General features: G+C 55.7%; 14 protein-coding genes and 1 pseudogene. 5 read left to right on the plus strand and 10 right to left on the minus strand.

Annotated features, from left to right (window positions below; translation table 11 throughout):
- Positions 1 to 116: 116 nt before the first annotated feature.
- From L2731_RS08515 to L2731_RS08525, 3 genes are all read right to left on the minus strand, one after another.
- On the minus strand, positions 117 to 1,217 hold the full coding sequence (locus L2731_RS08515; protein ID WP_249252686.1) for a site-2 protease family protein: 1,101 nt from the start codon (positions 1,215 to 1,217) through the stop codon (positions 117 to 119).
- A 114-nt stretch (positions 1,218 to 1,331) separates the two neighbouring features.
- On the minus strand, positions 1,332 to 3,002 hold the full coding sequence (locus L2731_RS08520; protein ID WP_249252688.1) for a flagellar assembly protein A: 1,671 nt from the start codon (positions 3,000 to 3,002) through the stop codon (positions 1,332 to 1,334).
- A 453-nt stretch (positions 3,003 to 3,455) separates the two neighbouring features.
- Positions 3,456 to 4,484, minus strand: a complete 1,029-nt coding sequence (locus L2731_RS08525) for a methyltransferase (RefSeq protein ID WP_249252689.1) — start codon at positions 4,482 to 4,484, stop codon at positions 3,456 to 3,458.
- 182 nt (positions 4,485 to 4,666) lie between these two features.
- On the opposite strand from L2731_RS08525, the gene L2731_RS08530 reads away from it, so the two are divergent.
- From L2731_RS08530 to L2731_RS08540, 3 genes are read left to right on the plus strand one after another with little or no spacing between them, the layout of a single operon-like run.
- Positions 4,667 to 5,104, plus strand: coding sequence for a type 2 periplasmic-binding domain-containing protein (locus tag L2731_RS08530; protein ID WP_239849551.1), 438 nt, complete (start codon positions 4,667 to 4,669; stop codon positions 5,102 to 5,104).
- Positions 5,088 to 6,299, plus strand: a complete 1,212-nt coding sequence (locus tag L2731_RS08535) for a hypothetical protein (protein WP_249252690.1) — start codon at positions 5,088 to 5,090, stop codon at positions 6,297 to 6,299. Before L2731_RS08530 ends, L2731_RS08535 begins: the two co-directional genes overlap by 17 nt.
- 4 nt (positions 6,300 to 6,303) lie before the next feature.
- A complete protein-coding gene (locus tag L2731_RS08540) occupies positions 6,304 to 8,781 on the plus strand; it encodes a putative bifunctional diguanylate cyclase/phosphodiesterase (protein WP_249252691.1) in 2,478 nt (825 codons plus the stop codon).
- Positions 8,782 to 9,225: 444 nt separating this feature from the next.
- Here L2731_RS08540 and L2731_RS08545 read toward each other — a convergent pair.
- From L2731_RS08545 to L2731_RS08570, 6 genes and pseudogenes are all read right to left on the minus strand, one after another.
- A pseudogene (locus L2731_RS08545) lies at positions 9,226 to 10,542 on the minus strand (alkaline phosphatase); the annotation flags it as partial.
- A gap of 12 nt (positions 10,543 to 10,554) precedes the next feature.
- Entirely contained in the window at positions 10,555 to 11,502 is a 948-nt protein-coding gene (gene gshB, locus L2731_RS08550; RefSeq protein ID WP_249252692.1) for a glutathione synthase, read from the minus strand.
- Between the two features lie 39 nt (positions 11,503 to 11,541).
- Positions 11,542 to 12,273, minus strand: coding sequence for a 16S rRNA (uracil(1498)-N(3))-methyltransferase (rsmE, locus tag L2731_RS08555; RefSeq protein WP_041510001.1), 732 nt, complete (start codon positions 12,271 to 12,273; stop codon positions 11,542 to 11,544).
- 3 nt (positions 12,274 to 12,276) lie between these two features.
- Complete coding sequence (locus L2731_RS08560) at positions 12,277 to 13,011, minus strand: endonuclease (protein WP_415837063.1); 735 nt, start codon at positions 13,009 to 13,011, stop codon at positions 12,277 to 12,279.
- Between the two features lie 231 nt (positions 13,012 to 13,242).
- Positions 13,243 to 13,815, minus strand: coding sequence for a SprT family zinc-dependent metalloprotease (locus L2731_RS08565; RefSeq protein WP_249252693.1), 573 nt, complete (start codon positions 13,813 to 13,815; stop codon positions 13,243 to 13,245).
- Positions 13,816 to 13,872: 57 nt separating this feature from the next.
- Positions 13,873 to 15,021, minus strand: a complete 1,149-nt coding sequence (locus L2731_RS08570; protein WP_041510003.1) for a C15 family peptidase — start codon at positions 15,019 to 15,021, stop codon at positions 13,873 to 13,875.
- Positions 15,022 to 15,323: 302 nt separating this feature from the next.
- On the opposite strand from L2731_RS08570, the gene blaOXA reads away from it, so the two are divergent.
- Positions 15,324 to 16,319: a class D beta-lactamase gene (blaOXA, locus tag L2731_RS08575; RefSeq protein WP_249252694.1), complete on the plus strand. Its 996-nt coding sequence runs from the start codon at positions 15,324 to 15,326 to the stop codon at positions 16,317 to 16,319.
- 61 nt (positions 16,320 to 16,380) lie between these two features.
- Here blaOXA and L2731_RS08580 read toward each other — a convergent pair whose 3' ends face one another.
- Entirely contained in the window at positions 16,381 to 17,292 is a 912-nt protein-coding gene (locus tag L2731_RS08580; protein ID WP_239849558.1) for a LysR family transcriptional regulator, read from the minus strand.
- 120 nt (positions 17,293 to 17,412) lie between these two features.
- Between L2731_RS08580 and L2731_RS08585 the strand changes: the two genes are divergently transcribed.
- Positions 17,413 to 21,963: an ATP-binding protein gene (locus L2731_RS08585; protein ID WP_249252695.1), complete on the plus strand. Its 4,551-nt coding sequence runs from the start codon at positions 17,413 to 17,415 to the stop codon at positions 21,961 to 21,963.
- The last annotated feature ends 40 nt before the right edge of the window (positions 21,964 to 22,003 follow it).

Consider the following 22,003-nt stretch of genomic DNA (forward strand, 5'->3'; position numbering starts at 1 on the left):
TTACAAATGGGAGACGCATGTGGATGTTGTATTGTCTCGTTGATCTGGTTGCCTGCCTCGGCTCTCATCTAAAAGAGCGAGGCAGTATTTTAAATGATGATGCAAAGATCAGAGGACTAGCTTTGCAAGATCTTGAGCGGTAGGCCAAGCATGTCGTCGCCGCTGCCGGCCAGATACCAGATGATGGCGACCAGGGCGCCGACGGTCAGCAGGTACCAGATGGCTGAAAACACCTGGCCGTATCTGTCCAGCGGCAGCAGATGACTCTGATGGCGGGTCTTCCATTCGAAGACGATTTCCAGGCTGCCGATGAGGAGCAGGAAGCCCAGCAGCGCCAGTCCTAGGCTGTAGCTGATAAAGACGCCGATGGCGGCGCCCGCCACGCAGGCAATCAGCCCCATCAGACTGTTCATGGAGAAGCTGATGCTCTTGAGAATATGTCCTCCGTCCAAGGGCAATATGGGCAGCAGGTTGAACAGGTTAAGGAGCGAATTGAAGGCGGCGAGCCCGGCAAACATTGGGTTGTCTGTGACCCAATAGGCGATCAGGGAGGCTATCGACATCAGGAGGCCGAAGGTGGGCCCCATGATGGAGATCACCACATCCTGCCAGCGGGTGTTGATCTTCTCGTCGCTCAGCGCCAACCCGCCCATGAAGGGGATGAGGTAGATCCCCTTGGTCTTCATACCGAAATACTTCATGGCGCGAATATGGCCGTACTCATGGAACATGAGACAGGCGATCAATGCCAGGGCAAATTCGAAGGAGAAGAGCCAGGAGTAGGCGGCCACGCTGGCACCGGCCAGCACAACCTTAATCACCTTGGCGCTCTTGAGCAGCTTAAAGCCCAGGGAGGCCAGGCCCACCAGGCTCAGTTTCTGCGAAGCCTTAACCGGGGTGACGGGCGTCTGACGCTCTATGTCTTTGGCGTCACGGCTACCTTGGCTCAGTACGGCATCTTCGCTCAGCAGGCGATAGTTGAGGCTAAAGGGTTGCCAGATGAGATCTACTTCCAGGGTGAGGGGGATCTTCTGTACCGATTGATCTTGAGGGTTATGGCGGCTTAACTCGAACTCATGGTTTCTCAGTCCCTGATTATCGGCACTGGCCTCTTTGACCGACACCAGTTGATTGTCCCAGAAGAGTTGTTGCCAGCCCGCCAGCGAGCCTTCGAGGCGCAACTCTTTGCCTAAACAGTCTATTCTCAGTAGTTCCACTTGTTTTCCGTTATCCGTTACCGCTATCTGGCGGGGATTATGCCTGTAAAGTCATGGCAAAGAAAAGAGGCCCGACAATTTGCCGAGCCTCGTTGATCTGCTAATAGATTGCGATCACTTGCGATTGCTGTAGTCGAAGCTGATCTCCTGGCCTTCGTTGACCACTATGCAGGGGCCGTGCTCACGCTGGGTGCGATTAAAGGCGGGGCCGATATGTAGCTCGACGTTGGCGAAGATATGTTTGCAGGCCTCGATGCGGTACTCCTGATAGTAGCGTTCCACTTCCTGCTCGATGGCGTTGAACTCCTGCTCCTCGCGGGACCACTCCTGGGTGATGCGGCGTTTCTCTTCCAGCATCCCCTTGACCTGCTCGACCATGAGGGCGTCGTCCTGCCACTCTGCCTTAGGGGGCAGCTTGTTGAGGCTGGCCTCTATGTTGAGTTTGGCCACCACCATCTGTTTGATCCCCTGATCCAACTGCTTGAGTTCCTCTTTGAGCTCGCCGTGCTTCATGGCGCAGAAGACCTCGGTGCGGGTACCGGCCGTGGCACCAATGATCACCGCCTTGACACCCTTGTCGGCCTGGGCCACACCACCCACAAGATCGCCCCGGCGGCCATTGGCGTCGCTGACGATGAGGTGCCCTGCGGTCTGGGTATGACTGTGCAATAGCTGCTTGGTGACCAGAATATCGCCTTCGGCCTTTAACTCTGAGTATTGGACGAACTGGGCCGAGATCTGCCCTTTGGCTGAGAGCTTGGTAGAGAGTTGATCTTCCTTGAGCTGGCGGCCAATTATCCCCTTGCTGACTGTGATATCACCATCGGCGATCAGTTGAGCCGAGTCGACAAATCCCATCACGGTAATATCGCCGGTGGATTTGACCACCATGCCTTCATGTACGTCGCCGGTAACTAGGACACTGCCCTTGAAGTCGACATTGCCGTAGCCGATATCCACATCTTTTATCTGCAGCACATCATCGACCTGCATGCCACTCTTGGTCTCTACCGGCTGGCCGGCGACGGTGGCGACCAATACATTGGGATCGGATTCCAGCAGCTCGGCGCCCGTGCCTGCGGTGAGTTTAAGATCTTTGCCGGCGATCGGCAGTAGCGGTTCACCCTGAACGTTGTAGCCCTTAGTGCCTTCGGTGGCGGGGATCTTAATCATCAACTTGTCTTTGGGTTTGACCATGATGATCTCGCCCAAGTTACGCATGTCGACCGTGCCGTCGGCACGCTCCTGAGGCTGAAGCAGGCGCTCCCTCGCCAGTGGCACCTTGCGCTCGACGATGGCGTTGGTGCCATTGATGGCGGGCTTGCCGTGGGCGAACACCTCGCTGCAGCTCTCTCCCGGTGGCAGGGTCGGTAGCTTGGCGAGCAGGGCCTCGATCTTGACCTTGCTCAGTCCCATGCTGATCTGCTCTGTCTTGAGGGCTCTTAAGATATCTTGCAGTGTCAGTGACTTGCCCCCCCAGGGGGCGGTGAGCGTCATCTCGGCGCTCATCTTGTCGTCGCTGAGGTTGATGGCGATCTCGGCGTCGCGGCGCTCGGCGATCTCGAAGAAGAGTTCATACTGGCCATCGTCCTGGCCGATCACCTTGTTGACCTGAGCGACGGCCTTTTCGATAACATTCTTACGGGGATAAAGCTGGCAAAATTCGGGCAGGGTGAGCAGTTCGAGAATGGCGTCCACCGTCAATGGGCCATGGGTATTGGGAATGACTTTAAATTCGGCTAAGTTTCCGTCACTACTCAGTTCAATCAGTCCAGGATCCAGCATAGAAGTTTCCGCAGGTTAATTATTATTTTAGTTAGTATTCTCCCGAGTATAACAGCATAAAGTTTGACCTATGAAGCCCTATTTTATGATGCAGATGAAGCGCATGATTGAAATGAGATCTTGTACGACAAAAGCCGGGTGGCCCCGGCGATAACTAAGGAAGGTGCGAATAAGTCCCGTGCTTGCTCTGCGTGTGCTAAAAGTGGATAGATGCAAGGCACAGTTGCAGCGAATGGCCCTAGTTCTTCGCAAGAACTGTAACGCAGAAAATACCGCTGTAAGCCTCGCCCCGCGGGGCTTTGATAGCAACACCATTTCGGCGTTATTCAACTTCAGCATGCCTCGGCATGCCCTCAGTTGAATGCCTTGAACTGTCGCTGCTATCAAAGCCAGAGCTGTGCGACGACTTGTTCGCACCTTCCCTAACAGATTAAACAGTGCTTTTTAAAGTAGTTACGCCTTTTGGTTGGCGTAGATCTTGTATTTGTTGTTCTCGGCGGTCACATTCACCATCTTGAAGAACTGGGCTATGGTGTCACTGTAGGGCAGGTGGCGGTTGGCTACTATCTGCCATATCCCACCAGACTTGAGCTGGGCCTCGCTTTGCTGCACGAAGCGGGTCGCGATCTCTGTGGTGCTGTCCAGTCCATCGTGAAACGGCGGGTTGGAGATGATGGCGTCAAACATTCCTTGGGTTTGCGTTAAGCCATCGGAGGCATAGACCTTGGCCTGCATGCCGTTGGCCGCCAGGGTTAGCTCGCAGGAGGCGAGAGCCATGGCATTGATGTCGACACATTCGAGTTTGAGGGCGGGATTGGCCTTGAGCAGGGCGGCGGTGATCACTCCTGCGCCGCAGCCAAAGTCGAGTACTCGTCCCTCGAGCGTGGGCAGATGCTGTAGCAGTAGCTCTGTGCCCTCATCCAGTCGCTTCTCGCTAAATACGCCCACCAGGTTGCAGATGGTCAGCTCGCCCTGTGGTGTACTCAGCGAATAGGCTTTGACCCAATCGCTCAGGTTTATCTCGGGGGCCTCGCTCTGCAAGGTGCTGGTATAGAGCATACAGTGACGGGCGTTGTCACGCTTAATGGCCGCGTCGAAATAGTCTGGCATTTGCTTGGCTATCGAGCGGATGCCGCCCTTCTTCTCGCCGACGATCACCAGATCGCCTCCGGGGATCAGATGGCGCCCGGCCAGGTTGAGCAGGTAGGGGCTAAGGCTCTTGGACTTAGGATAGAAGAGCAGCACGACATCGAAAGTTTGCGCCGATGGCAGCTTATGGCCGAAATGGCATTGCAGGCGGGCGTTTTCATGGCCTTGCACATGCTGATAGTGGTTGAAATCCAGGGCCAAAGTGGTGACTTTTGTGGCATGTTCCAACAGGGTCGTCGCCAGAAGATCGCTCTCATGATTGATGAGTAAAACATTTTTTGATTCAAACAGTTCGATATTTCTTAGGACGACTTGAGAAGGATTAGATAACACGCGCAACCACAGGCCAAAGGGGAATTTGCGGCAATTATAGCCCAAGCCTCTATATTATCAGTAACATTTATTATGCCAGTTCGCCGATTCTTGCCTAAGCTATATCTCATCAGACGATAAATTTCCTTTGTTATGTGAGATTTGGCGCATGACTTGGGTAGGTAGGAGATAGAGGAGCGGGGATGCGGCGATTGTCGACATGGATGTGCCTTCTGGGCCTTTGTTGCGCGAATGTATTTGCCGCTCAGGTGATCGTCAATGCCTCGGTGGAGAGCATAGATATTACCCCGAAAGATCTTAAATTAATCTTCGCCATGCAGAAGCTCTATTGGCCTGACGGCCAGAAGATCCAGGTTTTTATCCTCCCCAGCGATTCCCCCATACATCAAGAGTTTTGCTATCAGCAATTGGAGCTTATGCCCTATGTGCTGCGGCATCGCTGGGATCGTCTGGTGTTTTCCGGAGTAGGCGAGCGGCCGATCACCTTAGACTCGGAGGTGGAGATGCGAGAGAGGGTGGCAAATACGCCCGGTGCCATAGGTTATGTGTCCGGAGGCGGTGAGGTCGCCGTCGAGATAGGTGTCGAGCGTCAAGGAGGACAAGATGAAGTCGAGCATTAGTCACTTAAGTCTGAGACGCCTAAGCCCGCTGGCCTTTGCGATTGGGATGTCACTGGCCCTGTGCATCTCTTTCACTGCGTTGGCGCAGGTCGGTCAGTGGCAGGTCAATGGTTTTGTCGGTCAGGGTTATATTGCCGCCGATGGCAGTGAATTTATCGTCGGCGAGTCGGGAGATGCATTTGATGTCACCGAGGCGGCGCTGCATCTCTCCTGGGTGCCCGATGAACATTTTCGGGTGGCGGGCGCCGCACGTTACCGTCAGTGGGGCAACCTGGATGAGTCGGGACTGAGTGCCGACTACCTGTTTGCCGAGTATAAGTTCATCTTAGATCAGGGCTATGTGGGGGCCAGAGGTGGCCTGTTTAAGAGTGAGGCTGGTTTCTATACCAGTACCCGGGACGTCTCCTTCACCCGGCCGGGGATCTTGTTGCCACAGTCGGTATACAGTGATTATCTTCGCGATGCCCTGTTGCATATTACCGGCGGCGAGCTATTTGGTGGCCATCCCGTGCTGGACGGCTCGATCGAGTGGCATCTGACACTTGGGGATGCGCAAACCTCAGACGACCTAATCCGCAACGTGGTAGGCTCCGAGGAGTTCGGTCACTTCGATGCCGACGGTTATTGGGGGGCGGATCTCGAGTATCAGGACGATAGCCTGCGACTGGGGCTCACCTATTTCGATGCCGAGAGTCGCTATCAATCCCATCTTGGCGGTCCCTTCGGCGATGGCAGCCTGCGTTCCAAGCACTGGATAGTGTCGGCACAGTACCGGGTAAATTTCCTCGAATTTACCGGCGAGTATCTGCACTGGGACCGATATGTGGGCGGGGTGTTTGTCCCCCCTGAGCTGGGGATTTATGAGGTGAGGGGCTATGGCTATTACCTGGATGTCCGTGGCTATCTGCCGAGTGATGTCGAGGTGTTTGTTCGCTACGATCATCAGGTGCTTGATGAGAGCGATCCCGACGGCGATAAGCTAGTTGAGCGCGGGGTGCCCGGTTACTTTGGTTATGCCCAAGACTGGACGCTCGGCATGCGCTGGTTACCGGCGAAAGATTGGATGGTGGCGGCGGAATATCACAAGGTACGCGGCGCCGCCTGGGTGACCCCTATCTTGATGCCTAATCCGGCGGTGCAGGACAAGGATTGGTCGCTGTTTGCCATCGAAATATCCTACAAGTTCCAGTGGTGATGCCATGATAGTGAATCACCCCGATCGCTTCTTGAGTATTAAGTGGAAATTACTTATCGCGGTGATTCTTATTTTGACGTTGGTGGGCGGGGTGATATGTACCTTGGCCTATCAGCAACTACTCAATCAACAGAAGATGCTACTCGAGGCCCAGCGGGATAAGCTGGCCCAGTCTCTCTCCTTCTCCATGAACACAGCGGTAGAGCATTCGCTGCAGGCGGCGATGCAGCTAGGCTTTGTGGCTAACGCCAAGGGCGATGATGGGGCCGAGGGCTATCAACTCTTGCTTGCAGAGAACTGGCCCGACGTACAGCTCTACTGGGATCTCAAGGGGTTTGGTCTGTATCAGCTCGATGGTGAGCGACTGGCCCATGCGGGCGAGCCCCATTCTCAGGACGACCTCAGGTGGCTGTTGCAGAGTGAAGCCTCTTTTGAGCTGACATCCAGGGTAGTCTGCGTCGAGGATTGCGTTATCCAGGTGCTGGTACCTACTCTGGTGAACAGCAGGCCCCATCTATTCTTCTTCGAGTCGGCACTCACCGAGGTGATCAGCCACTTTCGCACCGACAAGTCGATAGAGCTGGCGGTATTAGGTGCCCAGTCCGGTAATGCCGAGCCTGGCCCACTGTGGGGGCGTCACCTCTACAGTATCAGCAATCGCCCCAGCAGCTTCGCCCTGCTGCGTCACATGGCCGATAGCTACTCCTGGCAGCAGATCTCTATGGGCGACGGCGTCTATAACTATCAGGATAACCACTGGGCTGTGTGGTCCTTCCCCCTGGATAAGGTGGAAAATGCCCCCGCCATAGTGGTGCTGATGAGCCTGGGGCAGTGGCAACAGATGCTATCGACCTTTCAGCTGGGGATGGTCGTTACCCTGTTGGTGGGGCTGATCCTGGCGGCGGGGTTGGTGATGCTGGTGGCCTGGTCACCTGTGATCAGCCTGGCGCGCCATGCCAACCTCTTGCCGCTGCTGGCCGACCACGACTTTGCGGGCGTGCGCGCCAGTTTACCTAGCAAGCCTTCGCTGTTTCCCGACGAGGTGGATCTGATCCATCTGGCGACGCGACAGCTGGCCGATAACATGCAGGGCATGGAAAATGAGGTGGATGAGTACACCCATGAGCTGGAGCGCCTGGCCATGCTAGATACCCTTACGGGCCTACCCAACAAGGCGATGCTTCACCATGAGCTACAGACCGCCATCGCCTGTATCGCCAGTAAGGAAGATTGCGTGGTGCTCATGTTTCTGGATCTCGATGAGTTCAAACGGATCAACGATACCCTGGGCCATATTCAGGGGGATGAGCTACTCAAGATAGTGGCGGCCAGGCTGACAAACAGCGTGCGTGAGATGGATACCGTATTTCGCCAGGGGGGCGATGAATTTCTGATCTTGCTCAGGCAGGTACACGACGAGCAGGAGGTCAGCAATGTGATCCACAGGATCTTCTCTGCCCTGCAACATCCAGTGGTGCTGGGCAGCCACAAGTTGATTGTTACCACTAGTATCGGCCTGGCCTACTGTAACTCCTCTCGCCTCAGTGCGGAGGAGCTGATCCAGCATGCGGATCTGGCCATGTATCAGGCCAAGAGCGCCGGGCGCAGTAACTACCGGGTGTTTAGCGAGGAGATGCTACATCAGGCCAATAACCGCCTCATGATAGAACAGAGCATAGGGACCGCCATCAACGAGGAGCAGCTGGTGCTCTTCCTCCAGCCCATAGTCGAACTCCCGTCTGGGCGTCTGCGAGGGTTCGAGGCGCTGATCCGCTGGTTTCATCCCGAACGCGGGCTCATCATGCCGGGGGAGTTTATTCCCGATATCGAAAACAGTGAGGCGATCATCGAGGTGGGTAACTATGTGATCCGCAAGGCGTCCGAGTTAATTGCCCGGCTAAATTCCGCCGGATGGGACGATCTCTATATCGCGGTCAACCTGTCGGCCAAGCACTTCCTGGCCGCCGACCTGCTTACCGTGGTACGCCAGGAGGTAGAGGCGCAGCAGATCTCGGCGGGCTCACTGGTGTTAGAGGTGACGGAGGAGAGCGTGATCGAGCAGGTGGAGCTGGCAATGGCGGCCATGGCATCGCTCAAGGCGCTGGGGGTAAGGATCGCCATCGACGACTTTGGCACGGGTTACTCCTCGCTGAGCTATCTTAAGCAGTTGCCCTTCGACCTGTTGAAGATAGATCGCTGTTTCACCGCCAACGTGCTCGACGGCGAGGCCGATACCCACATCATCACTACGGTTATCGAGCTGGCCCATAACCTCGGACGTGAGGTGGTGGCCGAGGGGATAGAGACACAGCAGCAGGCCGAATGTTTGAGTTGTCAGCGCTGTGAACTGGGTCAGGGATATTACTTCTCCCGCCCGCTGGATGTGGCATCTGTGTTTGTGGTGTTGCAGGAGATAGAGGAGACTCGTCTCTGGCCCATCAGCCAGGCTCCCCAACCTAAGCTGGTCAGGCAGGGGAGCTAGCCTGGCGCCTGAGGTTAATCAGGAGTAGGGGCTAATCAGGAGGTGGGGCTAATCTGGTGGTAGAGACAAGCCTGGAGGATGGCATTAGTCTTGGTTATCTACCTCAGAGACCGGGGCGGCAGACTGACTCTCGGCGCCCTCGCTAAGCAGATCGCTTGCCTGGCGAAATGCCTCCTCGGCATCGGGCTCACTGGCCGTCGATTGCATCTTTTCAGACAGTTCAGCCGCTTGCGCCTCCACATCAGCTTGGGCAGAGGTGTTCATGGCAGCGATGTCCTGGGCTGTGGTTTCAGCCTTTTCCTCGGCCTCTAGCGGCGCCGTTTCGGGCGCCTCTGTTTTAGGTGATTCGATTGTTTCAGGCTCTGCTGGCAGAACACTCGCTGGCTTAGCACTAACTGGCTTAGCACTAACAGGCTTAGCATTAGCGGGTTTAGCATTAGCGGGCTTTGCCTTAGCGGGCTTAGGCAGCAGGCTGATCAGCTTATGGGCGATATCGGTATTGTCCTGGTGGCCGGCGAACAGTGACGAGGCCGGGCCGGCGGCGAACACCTGCACGTCGACACCCGTGTGTCCTCCCGTGGTCCAGCCGGTATTGGAGCGCTGGTCGATAAGCTTCTTAAGCTGGCTGGTCAACACCTTCTCGCCCTGCATCCGGGCACTATCCAGTGCACTAAATTCTTCACCGCTTGGGGTAAAGCCCAAGGCGCCGCTTACGCCGCTCTGCCATTCATCCTCGGACAGTGCCTGGCTGGCGATGCGTGCTGGGCTGGCATTAACCTGGCGCAGCACCTGGCTGTCCCAGCGATAGTCGCCATGGGTACCGATAGAGAGGCCGCCGGTGTTATGGTCGGCGGTAACCACCAAGAGGGTGTCTTGATGCTGGCGGACGTATTGCTCGACCACCTCGATGGCGCCGGCAAACTCATGCATCTCGGCCATGGCGGTGGCGATATCGTTGTTGTGGCCGGCCCAGTCGATTAGGCTGCCTTCCACCAGAAGCACGAAGCCTTGGTCATTCTGTGACAAGAGATCTAACGCCTTGGCCGTCATGGTGCTCAGGCGTCTGGCCTCTGGCTCATCGATTGCCCAGGGCAGCTGCACGTCGGCGAACAGGCCCATCACCTTAGGCTGGGTCACGCCATCGAGCAGGGCGGCATCCTTGATTACCTGGTAACCCTTGGCCTCGAACTGCTCGATCAGCTTGTCGGAGAAGTAGCGTTGACCGCCGCCCAGCATCACATCTGCCTCGGTATTTAGGTAGCTCTCGGCCAGCGCCTCATAGTTGCGGCGACTCTCGTTGTGGCTTAGGAAGGCGGCTGGGGTGGCGTGGTTGATCTGGCTGGTGACTGTGACGCCCGTGCTCATGCCGCGCTTTTTCGCCAGCTCAAGCAGGGTCGGTACCGGGCGCTTATTGGTATCGACCGATACGGCACCATTATAGGTTTTTACCCCAGTCGCCAGGGCGGTCGCGGCGGCGGCCGAGTCGGTGACATAGCCGCTGACAGGCGCCGGATAGGTGCTGGCGTTACCTACCAATAGTCGGTCAAACACCGTCTGCTCTATCTCCTGGGTGCTTGGGTTGTCCTGATAGTAGCGATAGGCGCTGGTGTAGGCAGGGCCCATGCCATCGCCCACCATGATGACGATGTTCTTGGGACGACTCGGCGCCGTCTGCGGGCCGAGCAGGTTTTCGGCCCAGAGGCTGCCCGATACCAGGGCGGCACTCAGGCAGAGCAGGTTATATAAACGGGTGAACTTCATCTTGGCTCCAGTTTAACGTGCGACACGCGCCTCGATGGCATCCATCAGCATGCCAGTGATATCCACGTCGAAGGCGGCCTCGATCTCTCTGATACAGGTCGGGCTGGTCACATTGATCTCGGTGAGCTTATCGCCGATCACATCTAGGCCGACGAAGATAAGGCCACGCTTCTTCAGCTCAGGGCCTATGGCATTGGCGATGGCCCAGTCGCTCTCGGACAGGGGCTGAGCCACGCCGCGACCACCGGCGGCCAGGTTACCTCGGGTCTCGCCCTTCTGTGGGATGCGTGCCAGGCTGTAGGGTACAGGTACGCCATCGACCACCAGAATACGCTTATCGCCGGCTGTGATATCGGGAATGAAGGCCTGAGCCATGGCATATTGCTGACCATGATTGGTGAGGGTCTCGATGATCACCCCAAGGTTAGGATCTTGCGCCTTGACCCTAAAGATTGAGCTGCCGCCCATGCCGTCGAGCGGCTTTAAGATGATATCGCTCTTCTCCTGATAGAAGGCGCGGATGCGCTGGGCATCGCGGGTCACCAGGGTGTCTGGGGTAAACTCGCTGAACCAGGCGGTAAACAGCTTCTCGTTGGCGTCGCGCAGGCTCTGGGGCTTGTTGACGATCAGTGTGCCTTGCTCCTCGGCGCGCTCCAGCATATAGGTGGCGTAGACGAACTCGGTATCGAATGGCGGGTCCTTACGCATCAGGATAACGTCCAGATCCGCCAGCGGCGTATCGACGGCGTCGTCCAATTCATACCAGGAGGCAGGGTCTTGCTTCACCCTCAGGCGACGCATGTTACCCATGGCCACGCCGTTCATCATGGCCAGATCTTGCATCTCCATATAATAGAGCTGATAGCCTCGCGACTGGGCCGCCAACAGCATGGCGAAGCTGGAGTCTTTCTTGATGTTAATGTCGCTGATGGGATCCATCACTATGCCAAGCTTAATCATCTCATTTTTCCTTATATTAATGCGAAGGGAGCCGGGCCTTTAGCCCAGATCGCCGAATTTCAGTTGTAGTGCGCTAATGGCCGTCAGGGCGGCGGTCTCGGTGCGCAGCACGCGCGGGCCGAGCAGCACGTCGGTGAAGGTCTGGGTTTCCGTCATGGCGATCTCTTGGGGCGATAAGCCGCCCTCCGGGCCGATCAACAGACGCACCCTGTCGGTCGCCATCGTTAACCCCTGAATGCCGTGGGCGGCCCTTGGGTGAAGATTAAGCTTTAGCGCCTGGGTTGGCTCGGCGCACCAATCGGCCAAATGCATCGCCGGTCTCACCTGGGGCACAGTGCTGCGACCGGACTGCTCGCACGCGCTGATCACTATCTTCTGCCACTGCTGTATCTTCTTCTCCAGACGCTCGCCGGTCAGTTTGACACCGCAACGTTCGGAAAACAGTGGCGTAATAGTATTGACCCCCAGCTCGACCGATTTCTGCAGGGTGAAGTCCATGCGATCGCCGCGGGAGATCACCTGACCCAGGTGCAGGTTAAGCGGGGACTCGTTGTCGTTGGCTTCCTTAGATAGGACCCGCACTTCGACATTTTTCTTGCTGGCGGCGACGATCTCGGTCAGATAGTTGTGGCCGTCGCCATTAAACAGCTCGAGCTGCTCGCCTGCGCCCATGCGCAAGACGCGCCCGACATGGCCGGCGGCCTCTTCATCCAGCATCAGCTGCTGTTGAGGGGCATAGTCGCCGGGCTGATAGATCCTTGGAATTCTCATGCATTACTCCGCGATACGCTGGGTTTCGGTCAGTTTTTGGCACTGTGCCTGAACAAAGGGGTTGTGGTTGCCCTGTCTGGCGGCGATGGCCTGGTCTCGTTGGCACTCAATAGTATCAACTGGATAGCTTTTATCCCATGCCTGAAACAGTTTTAGCTGACTTTTGGCGATCTTGAGGCCATAGGCCTGTTGCATGTAGAGATAGGTGCGGGCTATCTGACCACGCGTCTGGCTCGGCGGTTCCACCTTTCTGCCCTTGAAGTCGACTACCATGGCGCACTGACCATATTGTTCAGCCTTGGCGTTCCACTGGCTGAAACGGTAATTACTGCGATCGCCGTTGACCTCGCCGATGGCGGGTACCAGGTTATGCAGGTCGCTCTCCATCTTCTTAAACTGCTTGTCTGTCTTGCCGCAGTTTTTACGGCCGCCTTCTTGCCAGCACTGACGCTGATGGCCAAACTCCCAGGCGGGGACTATGTGTTCCCACTCGATGCGCTTGGCGCGCTTCTCCTGTTTACGCACCTGGTACCCGCAGCGCTCGAAGTCGGGCTGCCATAGCTTGCCTGAGATGCTGATGTCGCAGCCACAGTAGAAGCTCTTGGCCGGAAGCGTGTCGCTGTAAATACTACGTGCGACCTTCTTGGCCTGGTTGAAACTGGTGGGATGGGAGGCGAGGGCGCCTGTCGAGAGGCCGAGCGCAAGCAGCGCCAAGGCGCCACGCAGCAGTGGCCTCAGACCGTATGAGGTTGTTAGCACATTTATTCCCTAAAAAACAAAAAATCCCTTGCCTATCTCTGCCTGGCTCTTGGGTTGGCTGGCTTGGTGACAAGGTGAGTGTTCGGCCCCATGGTGAGGACACCGATAGCTATGTCGATATCTAACCCGAAAGTTAACTCGATATCTAAGCAGATAGTTAAGCCGATTCTACGGGAATCGACTCAGTTCAGGCAAGTTAAGCCGGGTTCATCATGGTTGGTCATGGACTCGGCTCAGGGTCTTCTTACAGCGCCGACAGCGATACTGGGTCTGCTGGCGCTGTACCTTGTTATGCCTGCGAATGCTCAGTGGGACCACGCCGCAGCGGCAAGTATAATCGAAGGTCTGACCGGCGACAGAAGCGGTATTCAGGCTGTGTGTTGTACTGGGTGTCAGGCCATAGAGGTTTATCATCAGCGCCTGCCACTCCTTGCCGTGGGGCTTGACCCGGCCATAGAGGCGATAGGCGATCAGGTGGCAAATCTCATGGGGCACCACCTGGTCGACAAACTCCTCTGGATTCTCCTCGAGCAATACTGGATTAAACCTGAGCTTGTTGAGCTGCAGATGGGCGGTACCGGCGCTCTTGCCCCTGAGCTTGAAGTTCACCTCGGGGCGGGGGAAGCTGCGTCCAAGCTTCTGCTCGGCAGTCTGATAGCAAGACTCGACGGCGGCGACGATGCGCTGCTGATGGGCATTGAGATCGGATTTGATGACTCTTGACTTGGGCGCCTGTGTGTCTTGCGCCTTTGAGCGAAACAGGGATTGCAGTGGTCGAAACATATTAGGGCTTAGGGTCATTGACGCCCACCGTCTTGGCGGGCGTCTTCAGGGGGAGGATTATAGCCGGGTTGCCGCGGCTTTGACCATCTCCTTGACCTGATCCACTATCGCCATCTCTGTCTCGGCCTCATAGGCGGCTACCCTAGGCGTATGGATATGACCTACCTTGATGCCACTGTTGAAACGCTGGCCCAGTAACACTGCGCGGTAGGAGATCTCGTTGGAGAGATAACCCCCGCCAGATCCATTGACCGATGTGGCGTTTTGCAGTTCAGCCAATGAGCTGGCGTCGAACTCGCCCCGTGACAGGGTAGTGACGGTATGGTTGTCGTTGACTTTCCATCTCCCCTTAACCGACTGCATGGCGCCGACAGGTAGCGAGAACTCGACGAACTCAGGCCCATAGAGGGGCTTGCCATCGAACATAGGCGCCTGTGGCGACTGGGCCGTGGCGCCGGTCAGCACATTGAGGTTGTCGGGCGCGGCGGCGCTGCGGTTGCGGCCGGGGAAGCGCTCTAGGTCGAAGTCGTCGCGTCCCATGCTGACGGTGAAGATGGCGTTGACGCTGTTTTCACGATAGACAGGGGTCAGTAAGGATTCGATGATCCCCTGGTCGAAGTCGGCAAAGCGTACCGGAATCATCACCGTCTCTATCTGGGCCTTCTTGCCGTCGACGCTAAACTTGTAGCCGTCTAATGCGAGTGCGGTTAATCCCGAGGGGTTGCTCTGATCTATGTGGCGATCCAGGAAGAAGGGGTCGAAGCCGGTGAGCAGAATACGGATCTGGCTGTCCTCATCGAAGTGGATGTCGCTGAAGCCGCGGGAAGATTTCTCTACCGCCTTGAGTAATATGGTGCGCTGCCAGTCGGCCATGTTAAAGGCGGGCTTCGACTGCTTGAGCGTCTTCTTCATCGCCAGACGGCTCCAGTAGAGGGATCTGTCATCCTGTCCGCCTGATTGCACGTCTCTGACGGCCTGTTGCCATAGACGCTCGCCTTGGTGGGCCACCATCTGTGTCATGATGAGTTCATCTTTCTGCTGGCGATATTTCTCGTCCAGACTGTCGACCAGGGCTTGATAGCGATTGACGACGTCGGGCATGGCCTGTGTCGCCTTAGGCAGGCGCAGTTCTTCGAGATCCAGACTGGCGAAGGCGCTGGCACTCAGTAAGCTGGTCATCGCCAGGGCTATGGCTGTTTTACGCATGAGATGGTTCCTTTGCAAAAACCTCTTACCCAGACATTCAGCCAGTGGCCGATGTTGGGCAATGATGGCTCAGGGCGGTTATCAATTTGAAATTATTATAGTCAACAACTGAGTATGCACGACATCTGCCTGCAAATAAAGACTTGAGATGGCTTGATAAAATGCCAGATTCTTGACACAAATCATCATGAGTTTGCCCGCTTGGCGATGAGATGACTTGCTAGACTTGAGCCAGGTAATCTGATGGGGCCTGATGGTGAATTTTGGCTATTGGGGCTAACTGTTTTTTGGGGAGGGGGTCGATGACAATACGCGTCAGTCTAGGTGAACGGCTGGGTGACAGCCTGAGCAGTCGTCTTACTAATGGCTTGAGTAGTGGCCTGAGTAATGGCTTGAGTAAAATCTTGGCTTATCGATTGATTTGCACCTTAAGTTATCTGGGGCTGCTCAGCTTAGGCCTGTTTATCTGGGCGGGTAGTGCGGCCGCGGCGTCTCAGGCGCAGGCGGCTTCACTATCTGTGTTCGAAAATAAGGCGGCCGAACATAAGCCCGCCGAACATGAGACGGCCGAGCGGATCGAGCTAGACGGTGAGATACAGGCGGCATTCGAAGCGCTCGGTGCCAGGGGCGTCCTGGTATTGATGGATGATAACAGGGGAGCCCTAAGCACCAACGATCTCGCCCGCAGCCGCCATGCCTATATACCCGCCTCTACCTTTAAGATCCCCCATAGCCTGTTGCTGCTTGAGGCGGGCATAGTGAAAGACGAGCATAGCCAGTTTGCCTGGGATGGGGTGAAACGTGCCTATACCCCCTGGAATCGCGACCACAGCTTTACTGGTGCGATGAAGTATTCCGTGGTGCCCATCTATCAGAAACTCGCATTGCAGCTGGGGGCCGAGCGCATGGCCCAAGGCCTGACTCATCTCGGCTATGGCAATGCCAATATCGGCGGTGGACTCGACAGCTTCTGGCTCGACGGTGACTTAGCGATTTCGGCCCTTGAGCAGGTGCACTTCCTGCGGCGCCTGTATCACAATCAACTGCCGGTGTCCGAGCGCAGTCAGCGTATCGTCAAGACTATGATGCTTAACCAGGCCAACGGCGAATGGGTGCTCAGAGCCAAGACAGGCTATGGCGTGCGCCAGGGACAGAAGCTTGGTTGGTGGGTCGGCTGGCTCGAGCGAGAGGAGAACACCTACTTCTTCGCCATGAATATGGATATTGCCACGGATAATGATCTGGCGTTACGCAAGCGTGTGGTGAAACAGCTGCTCACGGCCAAGGGCTGGATGTAAGGATAGGATGTGATGGCAGAAGCTAGGAAGCTGTTAAGGCTGCCAGATGTAAGACCATAAGCTACATCATCAAAGATTGCAGCGACTCATGGCTGTTGAAGCGTTTGGTAAAGAAATCGAGGAAGACGCTGATGTTGGTGGCCAGCTGTCGTCGACTGGAATAGACGCCATACACCTTGAAGGGCTCCATGGGCCACTCCTGCAGCAGAGGCACCAGGCTGCCGCCAGCAAGCTCGTTCTTACACACTGAGTTAGAGAGCATGGCGATACCGAAATCATCCAATACCAGCTGTTTGACCATGATGGCGCTGTTCACCCTGACCTTACGCTTAAAGTTGACCATGGTCTTGCGATCGCCCTTACCCAGGGGCCAGATGGGCGCCGAGCGTGAGGTCCCCAGCAGTATGCCGCTGTGCTCCCTGAGATCTTGGGGGGTCGCCGGGGTGCCTTTGGCCTTGAGGTAGCCTGGGCTGGCCACCAGTATGGGTTGGCGCTCAAACAACAGGCGGGCGACTAAGTCGGAGGATTGCAGCGGCCCGTACTTGATGGCGATATCATAACCTTCGCCCACTAGGCCCACATCGCTATCGGTAAATTGGACGTCGAGATCTACGTTAGGGTAGAGACGCATGAAGCTGCTGCAGAGACTGGCAATCAGCTCCTGGCTGAAGGAAACCGGTATGGCGATGCGCAGTGAACCCGATACGTCATTATGCGTATTTTCTATGGTCGCCTTGGCAGCCTCGATTTCATCGCTAATACTACTGCAATGCTGGTAAAAAAGCGCCCCAACTTGAGTCAGGCTAAGATTGCGGGTATCGCGCTGTAACAGGCGCACGCCGAGCTGCTCTTCGAGCTGAGCCACCTTACGACTAATGGTTGATTTTGGCATGCCCGTATTGCGGGCTGCCTGGGAGAAACCCTTGGCGCGAACGACGGCCGCAAAGAGCATCATACCGTTCAAATCTGGCATTATTTATCACTGTCTCAAATATGGAACAAAGCGTCTAAGCCAGTTTAATAGCATTTGACCCTATAACAAAGCTATATTTATGGGCTAAAAATTTTAGAGGCTAAAGCAGAGGATCTATTGATGACCAGCAACAATCAGCCCACAAACACGACTCAGGTTCAAACAGCCGATCCGCTTTTTCTTCAAGCTGAACATTTGGCACAGGATTTTTCTCTGTTTCCTAAGCATAGCAAGCAGAGCCTTTCACAGCAGATCAAGGGTCTGCTCAGCGACGATGAAATACAAGCTAACTTAAAAGAGTTAGAACAGTTGGATGTTGACGGCTATGTGGCCAAAGTCATTCAACCTACCTTAGATAAGAGCCGCCCAGGCGCCAAGCGCGTGATTGCGGATCTGAAAGGCAAGTTAATTGTCGAAAAACATATGGGGCCTTTTTATAGTGCCGAGATCGAACTGAATTTTGGATCTCGCACTCGCCGCATCGGTTTTATCGCCCAGGAACGTACCACGAGCAATGGTGCCTGGATGCCAGAGCATCACCTGGCGGCCTGTACGGCCATTCGTCATTTTGCCGAACTTTCAATGCCTATCGTTTACCTCATCGACACACCGGGTGCCGATGCGGGTGAAATTGCCAACAGTCAGAACCAGGCGCACACCATCTCTAAGGCGATTGCCGAGAGTGCCAACGTCGACGTGCCTACCGTAGGTATCGTTATCGGTGCCGGTTACTCTGGTGGTGCCATCCCACTGGCCGCGGCTAACATTCTGTTGTCCCTGCGCGACGGTATCTTCAACACCATTCAGCCACAGGGTCTGCAAAGCATTGCTCGCAAGTACAACCTCTCTTGGCAGGAGTGTGCTAAGTCGGTAGGCGTGTCGCCAGAGGAGCTTTACACCTCAGGTTGTATCGACGGCATCATCGACTTCTCACCTTCTGATAAGGATGAGCGTCAGCACAACCTACGCCGCGCCATCATCAGCAGCATCGAGGCGGTTGAGCATGCGGCGGTACAGTTTGTACGCGAATCTAAGGATCTGCGCGAGCACTATGATCGCAGCCTTAACCGTTTCCTTGAGCCTTCAAAGAACTTGGAAGCGCTTGAGCATCACGCCGAGCTGTCGGTGGCCAACAACCCCACCATGCACCTCAACCTGTTTGGTAGCTCATACCGTTACCTGCGTTATCTGACGCTGCGTAGCCGTATCCATTCGATCTCTCAGGAGCAGTACGGTCGCCTGTCTAAGGTGAGTGTGCCTGAGGGTGATCTGCTGGCGCGTATTCAGCAGGAGCAGGACAAGGTATTCCAGTCTTGGCTCTCTAGCCCAGATAAGCTGGTGTACGATGAAGAGCTGAACAAGCTGTGGGGCAACTTCACCGCCAAGCGTGACGAAGTCTCTACCGAGCGTAACATGCTGACTCGCCTCATCTTGGGTGAGCCGAAGCAGAACTATAAGAAGGCCCGTAAGGCGCTGTTGTTTAACATCGGTTGGTCGCTGTACCACAGATGGAAGAGCAACGCCGAGAACAACTTCAAGGGGCTGATCCACTACCTTGAGAGCCTTCCGGACGAAGTGACTCAGGCAGACTGGCCTGAGCTGAACCAGCTGACAGTACTGGATGTGATCGTGCACGAAGAGCTGCGCGAAGACTTCATCTGGCAATGTCATAACATCCTGATCTTCAACGCGCTGTACGACAACGTCGTGGGCAACCTTGCCTCTATCGCGAAAGAAGCCATGATGTCTAAGAGCCTATCGCGCGCCTCGGTTGACGGCCTGCTGCATGACTCTATCGATCGTGCTATCTCTAAGCAGGATACCGCGAACGACAAGAACAAGTTCTACAAGTGGCTGAAGTACTTCATGTCTCAGTCTAACCGCGCCGATCTGCTGACCAAGACTGAGCAGTGGAAGAGTGTTGGTTTCCCTCAGCTTAACGACTCTCTGTTCGTTATCCTGACCTATTTCTTCGAGCGCCTGCTGCCAGAATACTTCGCCAGCGAAGAGGAGAGCAGCGAGTACACGGGTGCCATCAACCCAGTGCGTATCGGTCGTCGTAAAGACTTCTGGAACCGTTTGACCATGGGTTATCAGGATCTGCTGATCCAGAAGGTGCTGCGTGACGAGAAGCGCGCCGGTAAGATGAGCTGGGATAGTGTGATTGCCAAGTTCTTCACCGAGTTTGAAGAGCTAAACGGCGACAAGATGTCGGCTAACCTGCTGAACTTCCCAGGCTTCCGTCTCTCTATCGAAGACGCGCTAGACAAGGGGATCCGTCCTTGCGGCCTGATCACAGGTACCGCGGACTTCGAGCACAATGGACAAACCATGCGCGTCGGTGTCGCCGTGTCTAACACCGCCTTCCAGGCCGGTGCCTTCGATATGGCCTCTGCAGAGAAGTTCTCAGCGCTGCTGATCGAGTGTGCTAAGCGTAAGCTGCCGGTGATCTGCTTCATCAGCTCTGGTGGTATGCAGACTAAAGAAGGTGCTGCGGCGCTCTTCTCTATGGCGGTAGTGAACGACCGTATTACCCGTTTCATTCGTGACAACGAATTGCCGGTATTGATGTTTGGTTTCGGTGACTGTACCGGTGGTGCACAGGCGAGCTTCGTGACTCACCCGTTAGTACAGACCTACTACTTCTCTGGCACCAACATGCCGTTTGCCGGTCAGATGGTAGTACCTGCGTACCTGCCGTCTACCTCGACCCTGTCGAACTATCTGTCTAAGGTTCCTGGCGCCATGAACGCCCTGGTCACCAACCCATTTAGCGACACTATCGACGATCAGCTCAGCAGCATAGATCCACTCATGCCTAAGCCAACGGCCAAGGTAGTGGATGTGATTGGCAACGCCCTGTCGACCCTGGTGCCTGAGATGTTAATCACCGAGGAAGAGCTGGTACAGGACGATCCGCGTCAGCTGATGAAGCCGATCGACAAGGTACTGGTACATGCCCGTGGCTGTACTGCGGTGAAACTGATCCGCAAGGCTCACGACAACGACATCAAGGTTGTACTGGTGGCGTCAGACCCTGACATGACCTCGGTACCAGCCGACATGCTGAACGAAAACGACAAGCTGGTCTGTATCGGTGGTAACACCTCAGACGAGAGTTACCTCAATGCCTACTCGGTATTGAAGGTTGCCGAGTACGAGCAGGTCGACGCGCTGCACCCAGGTATCGGTTTCCTATCGGAAAGCCCGCAGTTTGCGGCCCTGTGTGTGAACAACGGCGTTAACTTCGTTGGTCCAAGTGTGCACTCAATGACGACTATGGGTAACAAGTCGAACGCGATCAAGACCTCGCAGTCGCAAAACGTGCCTGTAGTACCAGGTAGCCACGGTATTCTGACCAACGCCGAGCAGGCGGTGAACGTGGCTAACGAAATTGGCTACCCAGTGCTGCTTAAAGCGGTACAAGGTGGTGGCGGTAAGGGTATCCAGGTCGTTGAGCGTCCAGAAGATATGATCTCTCTGTTCCAGAAGACCTCTACCGAAGCGGCTGCGGCCTTCGGTAACGGCGACCTCTACCTAGAGAAGTATGTGACCTCACTGCGTCATATCGAAGTTCAGTTGCTGCGTGACAAGTTTGGCAATACCAAGGTACTGGGTCTGCGTGACTGTTCGGTACAGCGTAACAACCAGAAGGTGATCGAAGAATCTGGTTCAACCATGCTGCCTGAAGAGCTGAAGCAGAAGGTGATGGAATACACCCGTGCCCTAGGTGACGCGACAGACTACATGGGTGCAGGTACCGTAGAGTTCATCTACAACCTGGATGCCAACGAAGTCTACTTCATGGAGATGAACACACGTCTGCAGGTTGAGCACCCAGTGACCGAGGCAACCTCAGGTATCGATATCGTGAGCGCCGGCTTCGACATCGCCGCGGGTCGCTCTATCGAAGATCTCGAGCCACAAGAGATTGGCTACGCCATCGAGGTGCGTGTGACCGCCGAGAAGGCCGCGCTGGACAGCAACGGTGTGCTGCAGCTATTGCCACATCCAGGCCTGATCACCGAGTGTGTGATCCCAGAGCGTGACGATATCGAGATCATCTCTATCGCCGGTGAAGGCAAAGAGGTTTCACCATACTATGACAGCCTGATCGCCCAGATCATCTGCCGTGGTGAGAGCCGTGAAGATGTGATCAACAAGCTGCATGACTACCTGGCTAATCAGGTAGTGATCAAGGGTATCGCGACCAACATCCCACTGCTGACTCGCATCCTGAAAGATGGCACCTTCAACGAAGGCGTTTACGACACCAACTACCTGCCGCGCTTCATGGCCGAGCTGGATATTCCGGCGCTGATCGCCGAGATGGAAGCCGCCGCCGAGACAGTAGGTGTTGATACCGAGTCGCTGCGTGTGGGTGAGAGTAACGAGCTTAAGGTACTGGCTCAAGGTGCAGGTATCTTCTACACCTCTCCGGCACCGGGTGAAGCCGACTTCGTTAAGGAAGGTGACATAGTGACTGTGGATCAGACACTGGCACTGACCGAAGCGATGAAGATGTTCTCTCAGGTGACACTGGCTGGCTTCAACCGCCAGGGCGCCGTACTCTATCCAGAGGATAAGCAGTACCGCATCGAGCGTATCCTGAACAGCAATGGTCAGCAGGTTTCACAGGGCGAGCTACTGTTCGTAGTCTCTCCTGTCTAACTTAAGACTCTAAATGCTAAATACCCGCCAGATGGCGGGT

This window comes from Shewanella aquimarina, assembly GCF_023349185.1.
In the GTDB taxonomy this organism is placed as follows: Bacteria; Pseudomonadota; Gammaproteobacteria; order Enterobacterales; family Shewanellaceae; genus Shewanella; species Shewanella aquimarina.

Bases quoted from the DNA above. Each gene is read 5' to 3' on its own strand.
- L2731_RS08520 (WP_249252688.1), bottom strand. From the start codon at position 3,002: ATGCTGGATCCTGGACTGATTGAACTGAGTAGTGACGGAAACTTAGCC.
- L2731_RS08530 (WP_239849551.1), top strand. From the start codon at position 4,667: ATGCGGCGATTGTCGACATGGATGTGCCTTCTGGGCCTTTGTTGCGCG.
- L2731_RS08535 (WP_249252690.1), top strand. From the start codon at position 5,088: ATGAAGTCGAGCATTAGTCACTTAAGTCTGAGACGCCTAAGCCCGCTG.
- L2731_RS08540 (WP_249252691.1), top strand. From the start codon at position 6,304: ATGATAGTGAATCACCCCGATCGCTTCTTGAGTATTAAGTGGAAATTA.
- gshB (WP_249252692.1), bottom strand. From the start codon at position 11,502: ATGATTAAGCTTGGCATAGTGATGGATCCCATCAGCGACATTAACATC.
- rsmE (WP_041510001.1), bottom strand. From the start codon at position 12,273: ATGAGAATTCCAAGGATCTATCAGCCCGGCGACTATGCCCCTCAACAG.
- L2731_RS08565 (WP_249252693.1), bottom strand. From the start codon at position 13,815: ATGTTTCGACCACTGCAATCCCTGTTTCGCTCAAAGGCGCAAGACACA.
- L2731_RS08570 (WP_041510003.1), bottom strand. From the start codon at position 15,021: ATGCGTAAAACAGCCATAGCCCTGGCGATGACCAGCTTACTGAGTGCC.
- blaOXA (WP_249252694.1), top strand. From the start codon at position 15,324: ATGACAATACGCGTCAGTCTAGGTGAACGGCTGGGTGACAGCCTGAGC.
- L2731_RS08580 (WP_239849558.1), bottom strand. From the start codon at position 17,292: ATGCCAGATTTGAACGGTATGATGCTCTTTGCGGCCGTCGTTCGCGCC.
- L2731_RS08585 (WP_249252695.1), top strand. From the start codon at position 17,413: ATGACCAGCAACAATCAGCCCACAAACACGACTCAGGTTCAAACAGCC.